The organism is Klebsiella sp. KPN54798, assembly GCF_021184225.1.
Lineage (GTDB): Bacteria > Pseudomonadota > Gammaproteobacteria > Enterobacterales > Enterobacteriaceae > Klebsiella > Klebsiella pneumoniae.
Map to the genome: position 1 here is coordinate 1,757,576 of NZ_CP089234.1, position 16,276 is coordinate 1,773,851.

The 16,276-nt window shown below is 59.0% G+C and carries 14 protein-coding genes and 3 pseudogenes; 11 read left to right on the top strand and 6 right to left on the bottom strand.

What is annotated here, in order from left to right; all coding sequences use genetic code 11:
- Positions 1–152 precede the first annotated feature (152 nt).
- Positions 153–1,577: an exodeoxyribonuclease I gene (sbcB, locus tag LPQ25_RS08525; RefSeq protein WP_004899361.1), complete on the bottom strand. Its 1,425-nt coding sequence runs from the start codon at positions 1,575–1,577 to the stop codon at positions 153–155.
- A 180-nt stretch (positions 1,578–1,757) separates the two neighbouring features.
- On the opposite strand from sbcB, the gene dacD reads away from it, so the two are divergent.
- The 6 genes and pseudogenes from dacD (at position 1,758) to cobT (ending at position 7,367) form a co-directional block, all read left to right on the top strand.
- Positions 1,758–2,921 carry a serine-type D-Ala-D-Ala carboxypeptidase DacD gene (gene dacD, locus LPQ25_RS08530; RefSeq protein WP_004153104.1) on the top strand — a complete coding sequence of 388 codons (1,164 nt, stop codon included), beginning with the start codon at positions 1,758–1,760 and terminating at the stop codon, positions 2,919–2,921.
- Between the two features lie 175 nt (positions 2,922–3,096).
- Positions 3,097–3,569 (top strand): annotated as a pseudogene (gene sbmC, locus LPQ25_RS08535) (DNA gyrase inhibitor SbmC).
- Positions 3,570–3,667: 98 nt separating this feature from the next.
- Positions 3,668–4,726: an FUSC family protein gene (locus LPQ25_RS08540; RefSeq protein ID WP_002911885.1), complete on the top strand. Its 1,059-nt coding sequence runs from the start codon at positions 3,668–3,670 to the stop codon at positions 4,724–4,726.
- Between the two features lie 167 nt (positions 4,727–4,893).
- A complete protein-coding gene (locus tag LPQ25_RS08545; RefSeq protein WP_002911883.1) occupies positions 4,894–5,217 on the top strand; it encodes a DUF496 family protein in 324 nt (107 codons plus the stop codon).
- Between the two features lie 314 nt (positions 5,218–5,531).
- Complete coding sequence (cobS, locus tag LPQ25_RS08550; RefSeq protein WP_004180482.1) at positions 5,532–6,272, top strand: adenosylcobinamide-GDP ribazoletransferase; 741 nt, start codon at positions 5,532–5,534, stop codon at positions 6,270–6,272.
- A gap of 27 nt (positions 6,273–6,299) precedes the next feature.
- Positions 6,300–7,367, top strand: coding sequence for a nicotinate-nucleotide--dimethylbenzimidazole phosphoribosyltransferase (gene cobT, locus LPQ25_RS08555; RefSeq protein WP_014907248.1), 1,068 nt, complete (start codon positions 6,300–6,302; stop codon positions 7,365–7,367).
- Positions 7,368–7,409: 42 nt separating this feature from the next.
- Here the strand turns inward: cobT and LPQ25_RS08560 are convergent, their stop codons facing one another.
- Positions 7,410–8,519 carry an adenosylhomocysteinase gene (locus LPQ25_RS08560; protein WP_004184774.1) on the bottom strand — a complete coding sequence of 370 codons (1,110 nt, stop codon included), beginning with the start codon at positions 8,517–8,519 and terminating at the stop codon, positions 7,410–7,412.
- 196 nt (positions 8,520–8,715) lie between these two features.
- Between LPQ25_RS08560 and LPQ25_RS08565 the strand changes: the two are divergent.
- A pseudogene (locus LPQ25_RS08565) lies at positions 8,716–9,443 on the top strand (HPP family protein).
- A 21-nt stretch (positions 9,444–9,464) separates the two neighbouring features.
- On the opposite strand, the gene LPQ25_RS08570 reads toward LPQ25_RS08565, so the two are convergent.
- Positions 9,465–9,854, bottom strand: coding sequence for a tautomerase family protein (locus tag LPQ25_RS08570; protein ID WP_004175282.1), 390 nt, complete (start codon positions 9,852–9,854; stop codon positions 9,465–9,467).
- Between the two features lie 115 nt (positions 9,855–9,969).
- On the opposite strand from LPQ25_RS08570, the gene LPQ25_RS08575 reads away from it, so the two are divergent.
- Positions 9,970–10,926 carry a LysR family transcriptional regulator gene (locus tag LPQ25_RS08575; protein WP_004180478.1) on the top strand — a complete coding sequence of 319 codons (957 nt, stop codon included), beginning with the start codon at positions 9,970–9,972 and terminating at the stop codon, positions 10,924–10,926.
- Here the strand turns inward: LPQ25_RS08575 and LPQ25_RS08580 are convergent.
- Positions 10,886–11,626 carry a lipoyl protein ligase domain-containing protein gene (locus tag LPQ25_RS08580; RefSeq protein ID WP_014907249.1) on the bottom strand — a complete coding sequence of 247 codons (741 nt, stop codon included), beginning with the start codon at positions 11,624–11,626 and terminating at the stop codon, positions 10,886–10,888. The two genes, LPQ25_RS08575 and LPQ25_RS08580, sit on opposite strands and share 41 nt — an antisense overlap.
- A 46-nt stretch (positions 11,627–11,672) precedes the next feature.
- The gene (gene shiA / locus LPQ25_RS08585) at positions 11,673–12,992 is read right to left on the bottom strand and encodes a shikimate transporter (protein ID WP_004158843.1); all 1,320 of its coding nucleotides are present in this window, start codon (positions 12,990–12,992) and stop codon (positions 11,673–11,675) included.
- A 307-nt stretch (positions 12,993–13,299) separates the two neighbouring features.
- Here shiA and LPQ25_RS08590 point away from each other — a divergent pair, with 307 nt between their 5' ends.
- Together LPQ25_RS08590 and LPQ25_RS08595 are read left to right on the top strand one after the other, a co-directional pair.
- Positions 13,300–13,797: a putative pterin-binding protein gene (locus LPQ25_RS08590; RefSeq protein WP_016831857.1), complete on the top strand. Its 498-nt coding sequence runs from the start codon at positions 13,300–13,302 to the stop codon at positions 13,795–13,797.
- A 10-nt stretch (positions 13,798–13,807) separates the two neighbouring features.
- Positions 13,808–15,718 (top strand): putative bifunctional diguanylate cyclase/phosphodiesterase, encoded by a 1,911-nt coding sequence (locus tag LPQ25_RS08595; protein WP_004196289.1) that lies wholly within the window; start codon positions 13,808–13,810, stop codon positions 15,716–15,718.
- Here LPQ25_RS08595 and LPQ25_RS08600 read toward each other — a convergent pair.
- Positions 15,715–15,842: pseudogene (locus tag LPQ25_RS08600) on the bottom strand (hypothetical protein). The gene LPQ25_RS08595 and the pseudogene LPQ25_RS08600 overlap by 4 nt on opposite strands.
- A gap of 97 nt (positions 15,843–15,939) precedes the next feature.
- On the opposite strand from LPQ25_RS08600, the gene LPQ25_RS08605 reads away from it, so the two are divergent.
- Positions 15,940–16,272: a TehB family protein gene (locus LPQ25_RS08605; protein WP_048336774.1), complete on the top strand. Its 333-nt coding sequence runs from the start codon at positions 15,940–15,942 to the stop codon at positions 16,270–16,272.
- Positions 16,273–16,276: the final 4 nt, after the last annotated feature.

A 16,276-nucleotide genomic window follows, 5' to 3' on the forward strand; every position in this document is an offset into this window, starting at 1 on the left:
GCGAAGCCGCCACCGGGCAAAAAGGTAAGCGTGAACTGGGGACGCAATGCCCGGCGGCGCTGCGCTTGCGCGGGCCTACGGTCAGGCGTCCTCCCCGGTCATCGTTTGTAGCCCGGGTAAGGCGTTAGCCGCAACCCGGGAATTTCAGCCAATCAGACAATATCCTGCGCGTACTGCCACAGCGCTTTCAGTTGCGCCAGCTTCTCTTTATCATCCGCATACTGCTGATACAGCATCTGCAGCTCATCGGCATAGGCCTGCAAAAACGCCGGCGTAAACACCTGACGACGGTGCTCTAACCAGCGCTGCTGCTCATGTTCATCGAGCGTGCCGGGGAAGTTGCGCGCCCGGTAGTTAAACAGCAGGCGTTCGATACGCTGGTCGGCGAAGGTGATATCCAGCGCCGGCAGATTGCGCGGTTCGGTTTCCAGCACGATTTTCATCGCCGCGCGGTCGGCATCGCTAAAGAACCCATTGTACAGCTGGGCGTCGACGTTTTCGGACGGCACGAAGGGTTCGGCTTCAGCATAGACCGCCACTACCTTCTCGCGCACCTGCGGATTCGCCCGCAGCAGCTGGGCGTTCTCCAGACAGCGCTGAATAGAGATCCCCAGCCGGTCGGCATCCTGCGGGCGCAGGGTATTGGCCTGGGCCAGTACCGGACATTTATTAAGATGCACCAGCTTAATCGGCGCTGCCGGCAGATCGCCAAGCTCGGCGCGCGGGGTGTAAAGCCGCTCGCGCAGGGCATCGGCATCCAGTTCCAGCAGCGGCGCCATATCGCCCGCCAGATCGACCATAATCACCGCATTGCGGTTTTCCGGATGCCAGGCCAGGGGCGCCACCAGGCTGGTATTGCCGCGCGCGGCGCCAAACATGCCGGAGACATGCACCAGGGGCTTCATCTGCGGCACGTCGATAAGCGTCGCCAGCTTGCGCTTATTGCGGTGGCTGTAGAGATAATCAAACAGCCGCGGCTGCCGGGTTTTCACCAGCTTCGCCATGGCGATGGTGGCGTATACGTCGGCCATCGCGTCATGGGCGTTCTGGTGTTCAATACCGTTGGCGACGGTCAGATGTTCAAGCCGGAAGCTCGGCAACCCTTCGTCATTCTCTGGCCAGGCGATCCCTTCCGGGCGCAGGGCATAGCAGGCGCGCATCACGTCGAGCAGATCCCAGCGCGAGTTATCGTGCTGCCAGCTCCAGGCATAAGGGTCATAGAAGTTGCGATAGAAGATATTCCGCGTCACTTCGTCATCAAAGCGCACGTTGTTATAGCCGACGATACAGGTTTGCGGCACCGTGAACAGATCGTGGATGCGGCGGGCAAATGTGGCCTCATTATCCCCTTTGGCTAGCGCTTCCTGCGGGGTGATCCCGGTGATCATCACCGCCTGCGGCTGCGGCAGGTAATCGTCAGCGGGTTTGCAGTAAAACACTTCGGGCTCGCCGAGCACATTCAGCTCCGCGTCGGTGCGGATGGCGGCGAACTGCGCCGGCCGGTCGAGGGAAGGGCTGGTGCCGAAGGTTTCATAATCGTGGAATAAAAATCCGGGCTGGTTGACGCTATCTTGCATAGTCTGTTCATTATCCGTGGTGGCGTGCGACCGGTATGGTAAACGATTTGCCCGGTCATCAGAAGGGTCGCGGCAAGCAACTTCCTCTGCTGTGTCATATTTTCTTGCAATTAAACCCTGATATGAAACGCGAAGTTCCGTAAAAAGGACGGCGGATATGTAAATCTAGAGGATATGCCGTTGAAAGGCCGTTTGTTTATTGCTGTATCTTTGCTCGCTTCGAGCGTTTCCTGCGCATTTGCCGTCGACTTACCTGCTACGGTCGCGCCGCCTTCCATTCAGGCTGGCTCCTGGGTGCTGATGGATTACACCACCGGTCAGGTCCTGACCGCGGGTAACGAACATCAGCAGCGCAATCCTGCCAGTCTGACCAAACTGATGACCGGCTACGTGGTCGATCGCGCCATCGACAGCCATCGTATCACCTTTGACGATATCGTCACCGTGGGTAAAGACGCCTGGGCGAAGGGCAACCCGGTGTTCGACGGGTCATCGCTGATGTTCTTAAAGCCAGGGGATCGCGTCAGCGTTCGCGACCTCAGCCGTGGGCTGATTGTCGACTCCGGTAACGACGCCTGCGTCGCGCTGGCCGACTATGTCGCCGGCGGCCAGCCGCAGTTTGTCGCCCTGATGAATCAGTATGTCGAAAAACTGCACCTGCGGGACACCCATTTCGAAACAGTCCACGGCCTCGACGCCCCGGGCCAGCACAGTTCGGCCTATGACCTCGCGGTGCTCTCGCGGGCGATTATTCATGGCGAACCAGACGTCTACCACATGTACAGCCAGAAAAGCCTGACGTGGAACGGGATCACCCAGCAAAACCGTAACGGTCTGCTGTGGGATAAAACGATGAACGTCGATGGCCTGAAAACCGGCCACACCTCGGGGGCCGGGTTCAACCTGATCGCCTCGGCGGTGGATGGCCAGCGCCGGCTGATCGCCGTGGTGATGGGGGCGGACAGTCCGAAAGGCCGCGAGCAGCAGGCCGCTAAACTGCTGCACTGGGGGCAGCAGAACTTCGACACCGTGCAGGTGCTGCAGAAGGGGCAGAAGGTCGGCACCGAGCGTATCTGGTACGGCGATAAAGAGCAGATTAAGCTCGGCACCGATCAGGATTTCTGGTTAGCCCTGCCGAAGGCGGAAGTGTCGCGCATTAAAGCGAAATATGTGCTGGATAAGAAGGATCTTGAGGCGCCGATCGCCGCCAATCAGCGGGTTGGCGAGATTTCACTGTATGACGGCGACAAGGTGGTGGGGCACTATCCGCTGGTCACCCTCGAAAGCATCAATAAAGGCGGAGTGTTCTCGCGAATGAGCGATTACCTGCATCACGAGCTGTAACCACGCCAACCGCCTCTTTGCAGGCGGTTTTTTTTCGTCTGTCGCTCGTGCTGGCGGGGCGCCTGTTTTTACAGCAGTGTGGTGGCGACTCTGTGAATTCGCGCACATACTGAGGGGGATCTCCTGTTAAATTAACTGTATATTCATACAGTAATTTATCTCCAAAGGAGGCAAGATGAACTACAGCATTACCACCCTCGGCAAGAAAACCATCGCCGGTTTCCATCTGGTCGGGCCCTGGGATCACACGGTCAAGCAGGGTTTGAGCAACTGATGATGTGGGTTGAGAACCACCAGGTGCCCGCCCGCGAATGGGTGGCCGTCTACTACGATAACCCGGAGGAAGTGCCGGCGGAAAAACTGCGCTGCGCGACGGCGGTCACCGTGGATGAGGATTATGTCATTCCCGCCAACAGCGAAGGGGTGATCCTGGCGGCGATTGCCGGCGGGGATTACGCCTGCGCCCGCGCGCGGGTGGTGGATTACGACTTCGCCACCCCGTGGATGCAGTTTTTTGACAGCCTGCAGCAGAGCACGGCGTATCGCATCGCCCCCCAGCCCTGCTTTGAGGTCTATCTTAACGACGGCAACCACGACGGCTACTGGGATATCGACATGTATGTTCCCGTTGAGCGCGTCGCGTCGTAGCAGTTTACCCCTGTTCCGGACAAGGTTTTTTACATTCCCGGCATGCTCCGGGCGAAAAAGCAGTTACAATTGGCCTTTTCGTTTTGCCGGAGAGGGTTGTGCGCGCTGATAAATCACTCAAGCCATTTGAGATCCGCTTGTATCGCCATTATCGGGTGGTGCATGGTGTGCGGATTGCGCTGGCCTTTGTGCTCACTTTTTTGCTGGTGCGGCTGCTGAACGTGCCTGAGGGAACCTGGCCTCTCATCACTCTGGTGGTGGTGATGGGGCCGATCTCCTTCTGGGGTAACGTCGTGCCGCGGGCGTTTCAGCGTATCGGCGGCACGATCCTCGGTTCGGCGCTGGGTCTGGTGGCGCTGAAGCTTGAGCTCATCTCTCTGCCGCTGATGGTCCTCTGGTGCGCGGCGGCGATGTTCCTCTGCGGCTGGCTGGCGCTGGGCAAGAAACCCTATCAGGCGCTGCTGATCGGCATTACTCTGTCGGTGGTGGTCGGGGCGCCGCCCGGCGATATGCATACCGCGCTGTGGCGAAGCGGCGATGTGATCTTCGGCTCGCTGCTGGCGATGCTGTTTACCGGCATCTGGCCGCAGCGGGCGTTCATCCACTGGCGCATCCAGATGGCCAGCTATGTCACCAACTTTAACCGCCTCTACCAGGCCGGCTTCTCGCCAAATCTGGTGGATCGACCGCGGCTGGAAAAGCATCTCCAGCAGGCGCTGAACGACGTGGTTAAAATGCGCGGGCTGATCACCCCCGCCAGCAAAGAGACGCACATCCAGAAGGCGATCTTCGAGGCTATCCAGACCGTCAGCCGCAACCTCGTCTGCATGCTGGAGCTGCAGATCAACGCCTGGTGGGCAACGCGTCCGGGTCACTTCGTGATGCTCAATGCGCACACCCTGCGGGAGACGCAGCAGATGACCCAGCAGACGCTGTTGTCCATCGCCCACGCGCTGTACGAAGGGAACCCTCAGCCTGTGCGCGCCAATAATGAAAAGCTGACTGAGATCGTCCTCGAACTGCGCCAGCTGCTGAAAGAGCAGGGTGATGACGGCCTGGCGGAAACCCCGGTCCATGGCTATGTTTGGCTCTCAATCGAACTGGCGCGCCAGCTGGAGCTGCTCTCGCATCTGATCTGCCGCGCGTTGCGCAAATAAACATCAGATGCACCGGGTAACCACATGGGTTGTTTCGATTCAGCAGCGTTTAGGGTTATGATAAACGCAAAGGAAAAAACATTGTCATCAGCGGCTGCTAGCAGTTATGTTAGCCCTATAACGCAGTCGCTTTACGAATCCGAATCTCAATTATTAGGGGTGTAAAAATGGAAACAACTAAGCCTTCTTTCCAGGACGTACTGGAGTTTGTTCGTCTGTACCGTCGTAAGAACAAACTGCAGCGTGAAATTCAGGACGTTGAGAAAAAGATCCGTGATAACCAGAAGCGCGTTCTGCTGCTGGACAACCTCAGCGACTACATCAAACCGGGCATGAGCGTGGAAGCCATCCAGGGCATCATCGCCAGCATGAAGAGCGATTACGAAGATCGCGTTGATGATTACATCATCAAAAATGCCGAGCTGTCTAAAGAGCGCCGCGACATCTCGAAAAAACTGAAAGTGATGGGCGAAGCCAAAGTCGAAGGCTAAACCCTGCCGGTCCGGCGGCGTTAAGCGTCGCCGGGCTGTTCCGCGTTTCCCTCTCTTCCCTGCTTTTTTCTGCGAAAACTTTGTTCCGGCAACTGCCTCTCCTCACCGACACTTTGCTATACTGGCCCGCGAAAAACGTATTGATATCGGAAAGGTTTCTCTCATCCTGGCCGGGCATCTGACGCAGCGGCGTCAGGGCGATATCTCAACACCTCTCACCTCTCCGACGATCGATTCGCCAGAAGACAAACTCAGGTGCTGACCGGGCGCGACAGAACTCTTCCGCTGCTTTCGCCGACAGGAGTCAACCTCACGTGATTAAGTCATTCTTTGCTGCACTCTCGTTTATCAGCCGCCTGCCGGTCCCGGCGCGGTTATCTCAGGGCCTGGAGATCGAACAGTACCAGCGCAGTATCGTCACCTTCCCGCTGGTCGGTTTACTGCTCGGCGCCATCGCCGGCGCGGTGGCGCTCCTCCTGCAGCCGTGGTGCGGCGTCCCGCTGGCGGCGCTGTTCGGCGTGCTGGCGCTGGCGCTGCTCACCGGCGGATTCCATCTTGACGGGCTGGCTGATACCTGCGACGGCATTTTCTCCGCCCGCACCCGCGATCGGATGCTGGAGATCATGCGCGACAGCCGGCTGGGCACTCACGGCGGGCTGGCGCTGATCTTCGTGCTGGTGGCGAAAGTGCTGGTGGTTGGCGAGCTGCTGCTGCGTGATATCCACCCCATCGCAGCCCTGGCGGCGGCCTGCGCCGTCGGTCGCGGGATGGCGGTGCTGCTGATGTATCGTCATCGCTATGCGCGGGAAAAGGGGCTGGGCAATCTGTTTATCGGCAAAATTAGCCTGCAGCAGACGCTGGTGACGATGGCGATGGCGATCGCGCTGGCCACCGCCCTGCTGGGGCTGCAGGGGCTGCGCGCCGCGCTGATCACCCTGGTGCTGATCTGGGGTCTGGGATGGGCGCTGAAGCGAACCCTCGGCGGGCAGACCGGGGATACCCTCGGGGCGGCGATTGAGCTGGGCGAATTACTCTTTTTACTGGCGCTGCTGTAAGGCCTGACGCCAACGGTGGGGAACAGAATGGAAACACTTTCGGCGTTACTGGCTGCCATTCCGCAGCCCGATGTGGCGGCCATGGCGCGCGCTCAGCAGCATATTGATGGCCTGTTAAAGCCGCCCGGCAGCCTTGGCCGTCTGGAGACGCTGGCGGTGCAGCTGGCCGGTCTGCCTGGCTTGCAGGGGCAGCTGGCGCTGGCGGAGAAAGCGATTGTGGTCATGTGCGCCGACCATGGCGTCTGGCATGAAGGCGTGACCCCTTCGCCGCAGGGGGTGACGGCCATTCATGCCGGCAATATGGTGCGGGGCAACACCGGCGTCTGCGTGCTGGCGGCGCAGGCCGGGGCCAGGGTGCAGGTAGTGGATGTCGGCATCGATGCCGACCCGCTGCCGGGCCTGATTAACCTCAAAGTGGCCCGCGGTAGCGGGAATATCGCCCGGACGGCGGCGATGAGCCGCCAGCAGGCGGAGACGGTGCTGCTGGCCAGCATGCATCTCACCCGCCAGCTCGCTGCCGACGGGGTGAAAGCCTTCGGCGTCGGCGAATTGGGAATGGCCAATACCACCCCGGCCGCAGCGACGATCAGTGTCCTGACGGGCAGCGACCCTGACGCGGTGGTGGGCTGTGGGGCTAATCTGCCGCTGGCGCAGCGGGGCCATAAGGTGGCGGTGGTGCGCCAGGCGATAGCCCATAATCAGCCGAACCCGGCCGACGGGCTGGATGTCCTGGCGAAGGTGGGGGGTTACGATCTGGTGGGCATGACCGGGGTGATCCTCGGGGCGGCCTCCTGTGGCCTGCCGGTGGTGCTGGATGGCTTCCTCTCCTATGCCTCTGCCCTGGCCGCCTGCCGCATGGCCCCGTCGGCGCACCCTTATCTTATTCCTTCACACCTGTCGGCGGAGAAAGGAGCGCAGATCGCCCTCGACGCGCTGGGTCTGCGGCCGTATCTCGATATGGACATGCGCCTGGGAGAGGGCAGCGGCGCCGCGCTGGCGATGCACCTGTTGGATGCCGCCAGCGTGATGTACAACCAGATGGGAACGCTGGCGCAGAGCAATATTGTGTTGCCCGATAGCGCGCCGTCATCCTGATGGTAAAGCGCATCGTCCCGCGATGGGGGCGATGCGCCGGGTTTACAGGGCCTGCTGCCAGACCGCCTGGGGCAGGAGATAAACCTTCGCCGGGGCGCGCATGCCGTCGGTGACAATATGGCGGATGCCGCTGGCCATCACCGCGAGGGTGACGTCAAAGGCGTTCAGGCTGTCGCCGAAGCCAGCGGTCAGATTGAGCATTGAACCATTGGCCAGCAGATAGACGGTTTTGTCGGCCATGCGGTAGGCGTTGATATACGGCATCACCTCTTCCTGGGGGTACTGGCGCAGGTACTCGCCGTCGATCTCTTCCGCCACGTGGCCGACGTTAAGGATAAATACTCCCGCTTTCGCCCGGTCCAGCGCCTGGCGATTAACCACGTTTTTACCGCCTGTCGCCGTGGCCACCACGTCCGCCGAGGCGATAGCCTCCTGGAGGTCCACCACGTGCCAGCCGTCGTAGGCCGCCTGCAGACGGCGGGCAGGATCGATCTCCGCCACCATCACCTGACCGCCAAAAGCTTTTGCCGCCGCCGCGACGCCCTGGCCGACCAGGCCGTAGCCGATCACCAGCACTTTTTTCTCATGCAGGGTGAGGTGAGTGGTCTGGAAGAAGGTGTGCCAGGCAGTGAGACCGACCATATGGCGGTTGTGCAGCCCCTCTTTGACCGGCAGATCGTCCCAGTTAAAGATCGGATAGCCTGGCTGAATATCCCCCAGCCGATTGACGCCCGAGCCGGTGGCTTCCAGACCCGCCACGATGTTCCCAAACTCGCCGCGCTGGTGGAGCAGGGTGGTGATATCGGCGCCCATCTCGCACAGGTGAGTGGGCTGCCAGGCAATCGCTTTTTCCCATGACTGTTGCCAGTCGGCATCGCTCATATTGCGCCACGCGCAGGCCTCGGCGCCGCGCTCCACCAGCCAGGCCACCACGTCGTCCTGCACGGTGGTGGGGTTACAGGTGGTTAAAAAGACCTGAGCGCCCTTGTCGAGGATCCCCTGCACCAGCGGGATCATTTTCATGTCGAGGTGCATACAGCAGGCCAGACGCACGCCGCTGAGGTCGGGCAGCGCGGCGACCTGACGCAGGGTACGCGGCATATTCTGGCTGGCCCATGCCACTTCTTTCGCTAAAGAGATTTTATTATTCACTGGGTTATGACCTTCAATTCGCAAAAGGGGTATCCCCTGACCGAAAAGGGATTCTATCAGCCCCCGCGAGAATTCACAGCACAATGCCGTCGGACATCGCCGCGCGCGCTATCCCTGCGAAAGACAGGGTTGTTAATTTAAGGTTAAAAAAAGAAAATAAAATATAAGTAATTCCTATGATTTGAGCGATGAAGCGATGTTGAGTGTTATTCCTGCGGGATATTTTCACGGCTGCGGATTTTCCTTGGCCGCCTGAAGCCGCACGCGCTGCCGGTGGCCCGCCGGCATATCGTGCTGGGATCCATTGGCGCCGGCACCGGACTGGCGGTGACCAGCATGTTCAGCCACTGGCTGCTCGGCGAAGTCAATCTGTGGTTTATTGCCCCGATGGGGCCTCGGCGGTACTCCTGTTTGGCGTACCGAGCAGCCCGCTGGCGCAGCCGTGGTCGATTGTCGGCGGCAACGTGCTGTCGGCGCTGATCGGCGTCACGGTGGGTATGCTGGTCCCGATGCGGCGCTGGCCTGCGGTCTGGCGGCGGCTCTGGCCATCGCCGGGATGTATTTTCTGCGCTGTCTGCATCCCCCGGCGGCGCGGTGGCCCTGACGGCGATCCTCGGCGGCGCCGGGGTGCACAGCGAAGGCTATCACTTTGTGCTGACCCCGGTGCTCCTCAACTCGCTGATGCTGGCGCTGCTGGCTATTGTGTTTAATAACCTGGTTGGCCGCCGTTATCCGCATCCGCTGGCGGCGGAGGAGGTCAAATCCAGGGCGGTGCCGCTGGGTATTTCGGTCACCCGGGAAGATATTCACGCCGCGCTGCTGGAAGGCCAGTTCCTCGACATTGATGAAGACGATGTCCAGGAGTTGCTGGAGAATATCGAGCAGCAGGCGCGGCAGCGTATCGCGACGGCAGCCCGCCGCTAAGGGCGTACTGCGGGCTGCGGGTTACAGATCGCCGGTAAGATACTGCGCGACCCCGCGGCCAAAGCTCCAGTCGCCTTTCTGGTTACTGATAATCGACACCATCAGATCATCGCCGCTCAGGCCGCAGTGTTCCGCCAGCTCCTCCTGCAAAATGGCGAAGAAGCGCTGCTTCTGCGCCTCGCTGCGCGGGCTGGTATAGACCCGCACCACCACCAGATCCCGCGTGCGGGTCAATCCGAGGCCGGTATCTTCAATCACCATATGGTGGGCTTTGTTTTCATGAACAATCTGGTAACGGTCGCGTTCTGGTACCTCGAAGGCGCGCAGCACGGCGCGATGGGCGGCATCCAGCAGGGTTTTGACCTCCTGTTCCGTACGGCCTTCAATCAGGTCAAATGTCAGTAATGGCATGCAGGTGCTCCTTATCGTTAGGGAATAATGATGGGCTCAACAAGATGCTAGCCGATGCCGCCGCCGGCAAAAACCGCTATAGTTGAATACATTGTTTTTACTGGTGAACAATCACATGAGCGAGAGTCGTCCGGAGAGTTACTGGCCCCATCTGTACTGGCTGACGGTGCTGGAAGAACAAAAAAGCTATACCCGGGCCGCGGAAAAGCTGGGGATCAGCAAGTCGGCTATCAGCCAGAAAATCAGCGAGCTGGAGCGGGTGACCGGTAAAACCCTCGTCCATCGCACCACCCGCAGCGTGAGCCTCAGCGACGACGGACTGCGGCTGGTGGCGGAGCTCAACGAGCCGTTTGGTCAGCTGCGGGATATTTTCACCGGCGCCTGCGATGAGGGCGGGCCGCTGCGGGGAACGCTGCGCCTGACCGCGCCGGTGGCCTTTTCCCGCCAGCAGCTGGTCCCGGCAATCGCGCCTTTTTTGCATCAGCATCCCCAGCTGCATCTGCAGCTTGAGGTCACCGACCGGCTGGTCTCTCTGGCCAGCGAAGGGTTCGATCTCGCCATCCGCCACTGTCGACGCGAGGCGCTCCCCGATACCCACGTCGCCTGGCCGCTGTGTCACACCGCGACGCTTACCGTCGCGTCCGCCGACTATATTCGCCGCCATGGCCGCCCGGAGACCCCCGAAGATCTGCGCCACCACCAGTGCCTGACCTATCCCCGTGGGCCACAGCGCCCGCAGTGGACGTTCGCCTCCCGTCAGTCGCCCGATGCTCGGGTGACCATCAACGTGCAGGGGCCATTCGCCACCAATAACAGCGAGTCGCTACGTGATGCGGTACTGGCGGGGCTTGGGGTGGCGCTGTTGCCGGATTTCAGCGCCCGGGAGGCCATTGGCCGCGGGCTGGTGCAGGAGCTGCTGCCGGCGTGGCAGCCGGTGGAGGTGTTTGCCGACCGGCTATACGTCATTCGGCCCTATACTCCGCGCGTGTCGCGCGCGGTGGAAACCTTCAGCCGCTACCTGAAAGCGACCTTCAGCGAGCCGCGTCCAGCTCCTGCGCCAGCGTCTCGCTAAAGCGGGGCAGCAGATGGCGCTCGCCGGGAAGCAGCTGCGCGAGAGTAACGGTCTTGTCAGCGCAATAGACCCGCTCGCTGCCGAGCTGCGCTTCGAAGGCGTTCGCCGCCTGATGCGCCGCGCTCAGATCGGCGTCAATAAGGATCACCGCATGGGCCAGCACCACGTGGCCGCGGCCTGCCGTCAGCGGCCGCCAGTACTGGGCGGTACCGACAATCTTGCGCGCCGCCTCGCCCTCCCCGCAGGCGAGGTTATACCGGCCATCGCAAAAGGAACCGTTTACCGCCCGGGGGTGGCTGGCAACGCCGAAGCGCGCGAGGGTACGCTGCAGCACCGCGCACAGCGAATGATAGATCGGTTCGGCGGCTTCGCCGAGCGGCTGCTGCACCGGCCAGGCGAGGCTAAGGTTGATAATGCCCGGCCCCTGGGGCACCAGACCGCCGCCGGAGCGGCGAAGCCATACCGGCCAGCCGCGCACGGCAAAATGCGCGCTGACCGCCGGCAGATCCGTAAACTGACGATAGCTCCCCGGCACCACCAATCCCTGCGGCGCCTGCCAGAGCTGGGCGACGGCCTCGCCGGCGCTGGCTTTGGCAAACAGCGGCTGTTCCGCCTGGGTGGGATCCTCGCAAAACTGCAGCGCCAGCGAAGAGGGGGAAAAACGGCGAGGCCAGCAGTCGGCCAGGGTTAACTGAGACATGTATTCTCCTTACCGGAGGGCGCGGGTTACGCCCTCCGCTGGTGGGTCAGTCGACGGGGTGCTTTTTCATCAGCAGCGCGGTGAGCGCTGACAGCAGGCATCCTGCGGTCAGATAGAGGGCCACGCTGTGCCACGATCCGCCGGAGAAAGTGACCAGCGCCGCGGCAATAAACGGGGTAAAGCCGCCGCCGACCACGCTCGCCACCTGGTAGCCGACGCCGGCACCGCTATAGCGATAGCTGGCGCCGAACAGCTCGGTAAACATCGGCTGCTGGACGCAGACCACCATATCATGGGCGATATTGGCCAGCATCAGGGCGAAGAACAGGATCCAGAAAACGGACTGACTCTCCAGCGCCATAAAGAACGGGAAACCGCTCAAAGTGCCGATCAGCGCCCCGGTGATATAGATCCGCCGACGGCCAAAGCGGTCTGCCAGCCAGGCGAAACAGGGGATAGTCAGGCAGCTAAGACCGCCCACCAGCAGGCCAATGTTGAGAAACAGCTCGCGCGGCAGGCCGAGGTTTTGCGTGGAGTAGTTGAGGGCGAAGGCGGTGACGATATACATCGTCAGCAGTTCACACAGCCGCAGGGCGATAATCAGTAAAAACGCTCCCGGATGGCGAAGCAGCGCTTCCACTACCGGTAGCCGCTTTTTCATCTGCGGCGCGTTGTCCTGACTCTGCTGCGCTTCAAACTCCTGCGATTCCGCCATGCCGTTACGGATCCACAGCGCAATAAGGACCAACACCACGCTGAACAGGAACGGTAAGCGCCAGCCCCAGCTGAGGAACTGCTGGTCGCTGGTCAGGCTGCTAATCAGCGATACCAGCCCGGTAGAGAGCAGGAGGCCGACGCCGTAGCCCACCTGCACCCCGCTGCTGTAAAAGGCTTTTTTCCCCTGTGGGGCATTCTCCACCGAGAGCAGCGCCGCGCCGCCCCATTCGCCGCCGACGGCGAATCCCTGAACCGCTCGCAGGAACACCAGCAGCACCGGCGCCCACCAGCCGATCTGGTTGAACGAGGGGAGCAGGCCGATGCAGGCAGTGGCGATACCCATCATCCAGACGGTCATCATCAGCATCCGTTTCCGCCCGAGGCGATCGCCGAAGTGGCCAAAAATAATTCCGCCGAGCGGGCGAAAAAGAAACCCAACGCCGAAGGTGGCAAAGGCGGCAAGCGTTCCCATCGCCGGGCCGATTTGCGGGAAAAATTCGCGGTTGAACACCAGCGCGGCGGTAATGCCATAGAGAAGAAAATCGTACCAGTCGACCACCGCGCCGGCAAAACTACCCCAGGCCGCCCGCCGGGCCCGATGTAGTGAATCTGGCGCCTCGCCGGGCTGCACGCTTATTGTTGAATCCATACCCTGTCCTGTCAGTCACGTACTTCATTGTTATTGGAATGAGACGCTTTTACCGTTGCGTCTGCTCTGAGACTACCGCGCAGCGGCCGTGGAGGAAAGTAGTTTGCCTGCTAAGCGGGGAAGATGGCGCAAAAAAGAATCGATGGGAAAGGCGGGCGAAATCACACCCTGGACTTAACATTCTGGCAATTTGCCATCCAGCTTATACTTTTAATTAAATCAACAGATAACAAAGATGGACACCTTTTAAGAATCGACGTAAATGGTTTACACTTAACGTGTCTCCCTCTCTGGAATGGTGAGTAAAATGCGTCTACTTCTTGCAGTTTTATTTTGTTCTGTCATGTTGCCTTCTGCTTATGCTGAAAAACTGCCTGCGCCGACAGGAAAACCTGTACTGACCATTTCCGGAAAAATCGGAAATATGAATGTCGGCGACAAGGCCGTTTTTGATCTCGCAATGCTGGAAAAACTGGGGATGAAGACGATAGAAACCACCACCCCCTGGTACACCGGCAAGGTTCGTTTTGACGGCATTCCCCTTAATAAACTCATGGATTTAGTCGGCGCGAAAGGCACATCGGCCCGCGTGCTGGCGCTGAACGACTACACCACCATTATCCCGATTGATGATTTTTATAAATTCCCGGTCATTATGGCGTTAAAAATGAACGGTCAATATATGCGCATTCGTGATAAAGGCCCGTTATTTATTGTCTACCCTTACGACAGCAGTGCTGAATTACAGAACCAGATCTATTATTCCCGATCGGCCTGGCAAGTTTCAAAGATGATTATAGAATAAGGGTTGGATCTTGAATCGAATACTCACGGCTATTATTTTGTCGTTATTTGTTGTCACCGGATATATTACTTATCTGGTGCATGAGCGACAAAGTGAGTTGCAAAAATTTACCCGCTATACGGACTCGTGGTCAATGTCGCAGATGGTATCGGAATATATGCGGCTGGAGTCTCGTCTGGCGGGAATGGCGATTGGGGCCGAAGGGGCGGACCACGATGAGGTGCGCCTGCGTCTTGAGATCATGATGAGCCAGATCGAGCTTCTGCAGGAGGGCGATCTGGGTAAATTTATCAATAAAAGCGAGCAGCGGAAGACGGTGGTTGCGACGCTGATTCGTAATCTTCATTTGCTCGATAAACAAGTTGATACCATGACGCCGGAGCAGGTCAGACAGATCCTGCCGGTGTTAAGCGAGCTGGATGGTCCGCTGACCTCAATGGCCGCCGCCACCCTGACGCAAGATATCAATATCGTTAATATCACCCATGATAAAATCCAGCATCTCTATTATATCTACTCGGTGATCTCCATTCTGCTGATCGCCATGTGTATAACTCTCGGTCTGCTGATGCTCCGACAGAATAATAATCTGCGTCGCGCCCATGTTCGTATGAAAACGCTGGCCAACGATCTGCAGGCCTCGAAAGAGAAGCTGCAGGTGCAGAACCGCCGGCTGCAGTACGATGCCTACCATGATTCGCTGACCGGTATGCCCAACCGTCTCTCTTTCTGGCAGCGGCTGCAGGAGATCGTCAACCAGGTGCGTCCCTATAAGGGATGCGCCGTGGTGATGCTTTTCGACCTCGACAGCTTTAAGGATGTGAACGATACCCTTGGCCATGATGCTGGCGATAAGCTGCTGCAGGATCTGGCCAGTCGCCTCTCTTTTTTCCGCAAAACCTCCGAGACGCTGTATCGCCTTGGCGGTGATGAGTTTGCGATGCTCTCCTACGATCTCACTGAAGAGATGGCCCTTGAGCGGGCCAATGTTATCCGGGAGAAGATCAGCCAGCCCTATCAGATCTACGATGCGCAGATTAATATCGACGCCTGCATTGGGATCGTGATCTCTGACGGTGAAAGCCGTACCGATTACCTGTACAAGTGCGCCGACCTCGCGCTGTATGAGGCGAAAAAAGAGGGTAGCGGCCATGTGCAAATCTTCCGGCCGGGGATGCTGCAGCGCCTGCAGGAGAACAAATCGTTTGAAGACGATCTGCTGCAGGCCCTGGCCCATGACGAATTCAAAGTCTACTATCAGCCGATCGCTGATACCGTCACGCGCGAAATCTACGGCTATGAAGCGCTGGTTCGCTGGTTCCATCCGGTGCGCGGCGCCGTGCCGCCGACGGTGTTTATTCCGGTGGCAGAGAAAATCGGTCTTATTAATGCCCTAGGCGAATGGGTGCTGAAAACCGCCTGTGCCGAAGCGGCCAGCTGGGCGACGCCGCTAAAGGTCTCGGTCAACGTTTCACCAATTCAGTTGATGAATACATCGCTGACCGACACCATTATCGAGGTGCTGCATCAGACCGGCCTCGATCCGCGACGTCTTGATCTGGAGATCACCGAGTCGGACGTATTCAATGAGAACACCCGTTCGCTGGAAATTCTCAGCCAGCTGCGCGAGCAGGGCATTCAGATCTCCATCGATGACTTTGGTACCGGCTATTCTTCCCTGTCCCGTTTAAGCTACTTCCCGTTCGATAAAATTAAAATCGACCGCTCGTTTGTCATCAATATTCCGGAGCAAAAAGACGATCTGGATATCGTCCGCCTGATTATCAGCATGGGAAAGAGCCTGCATATGCGCATTGTGGCGGAAGGTGTAGAGACCGAAGAGCAGTTGGCTTCGCTGCAGGCGCTGGGCTGTGACCTGGTTCAGGGATATTTAATCGGCAAACCGAGTCCGCTGCGCTAACAAATTTTTAACGCGTTTATTTTTATTCTCCGGGCGATTTCAGGATCCTGAAATCGCCTTTTTTATTTTCTCTTAGCGCTAATCCCTGCGAGGTATAAAATGGAGTAGGCGTAAAATTCCACAACAAAATAATATCCTTAACGTTTAAAAGGGGTATATGATATGCATCATATAGGCTATTTCTGAACGTCGCGTTTGAGACGGTAAAGTGAGGCACAATCATGCAGCGAATCATTATTCCCACCCATTACGTTCACACCCGCAGCACGCCGCTGTGGACCAAAGAGACCGCCCCGGCCTCTATCTGGCGCCGCCATCTGGATGCCGGCACCCGGCAGGGCGTCTACCCTCGTCTCTCGGTGATGCAGGGGGCGATCCGCTATCTCGGCTATTCCGATGAAACCAGCCCCGAGCCCGTTGAAACCCTGACTATTGAAGCCGGCCAGTTTGGCGTCTTTCCGCCGGAGAAGTGGCACTGTATTGAGGCCCTCTCAGAGGACACGGTTTTTAATGTCGACTTTTATGTTGATCCAAAAATTCTCATCGAGGGATAACAAG

What these genes read in the sequence shown, in the direction of transcription:
- sbcB (WP_004899361.1), bottom strand. Translation starts at nt 1,577, where the DNA reads ATGCAAGATAGCGTCAACCAGCCCGGATTTTTATTCCACGATTATGAA.
- LPQ25_RS08545 (WP_002911883.1), top strand. Translation starts at nt 4,894, where the DNA reads ATGGAAACAACTAAGCCTTCTTTCCAGGACGTACTGGAGTTTGTTCGT.
- cobT (WP_014907248.1), top strand. Translation starts at nt 6,300, where the DNA reads ATGGAAACACTTTCGGCGTTACTGGCTGCCATTCCGCAGCCCGATGTG.
- LPQ25_RS08570 (WP_004175282.1), bottom strand. Translation starts at nt 9,854, where the DNA reads ATGCCATTACTGACATTTGACCTGATTGAAGGCCGTACGGAACAGGAG.
- LPQ25_RS08575 (WP_004180478.1), top strand. Translation starts at nt 9,970, where the DNA reads ATGAGCGAGAGTCGTCCGGAGAGTTACTGGCCCCATCTGTACTGGCTG.
- LPQ25_RS08580 (WP_014907249.1), bottom strand. Translation starts at nt 11,626, where the DNA reads ATGTCTCAGTTAACCCTGGCCGACTGCTGGCCTCGCCGTTTTTCCCCC.
- shiA (WP_004158843.1), bottom strand. Translation starts at nt 12,992, where the DNA reads ATGGATTCAACAATAAGCGTGCAGCCCGGCGAGGCGCCAGATTCACTA.
- LPQ25_RS08590 (WP_016831857.1), top strand. Translation starts at nt 13,300, where the DNA reads ATGCGTCTACTTCTTGCAGTTTTATTTTGTTCTGTCATGTTGCCTTCT.
- LPQ25_RS08605 (WP_048336774.1), top strand. Translation starts at nt 15,940, where the DNA reads ATGCAGCGAATCATTATTCCCACCCATTACGTTCACACCCGCAGCACG.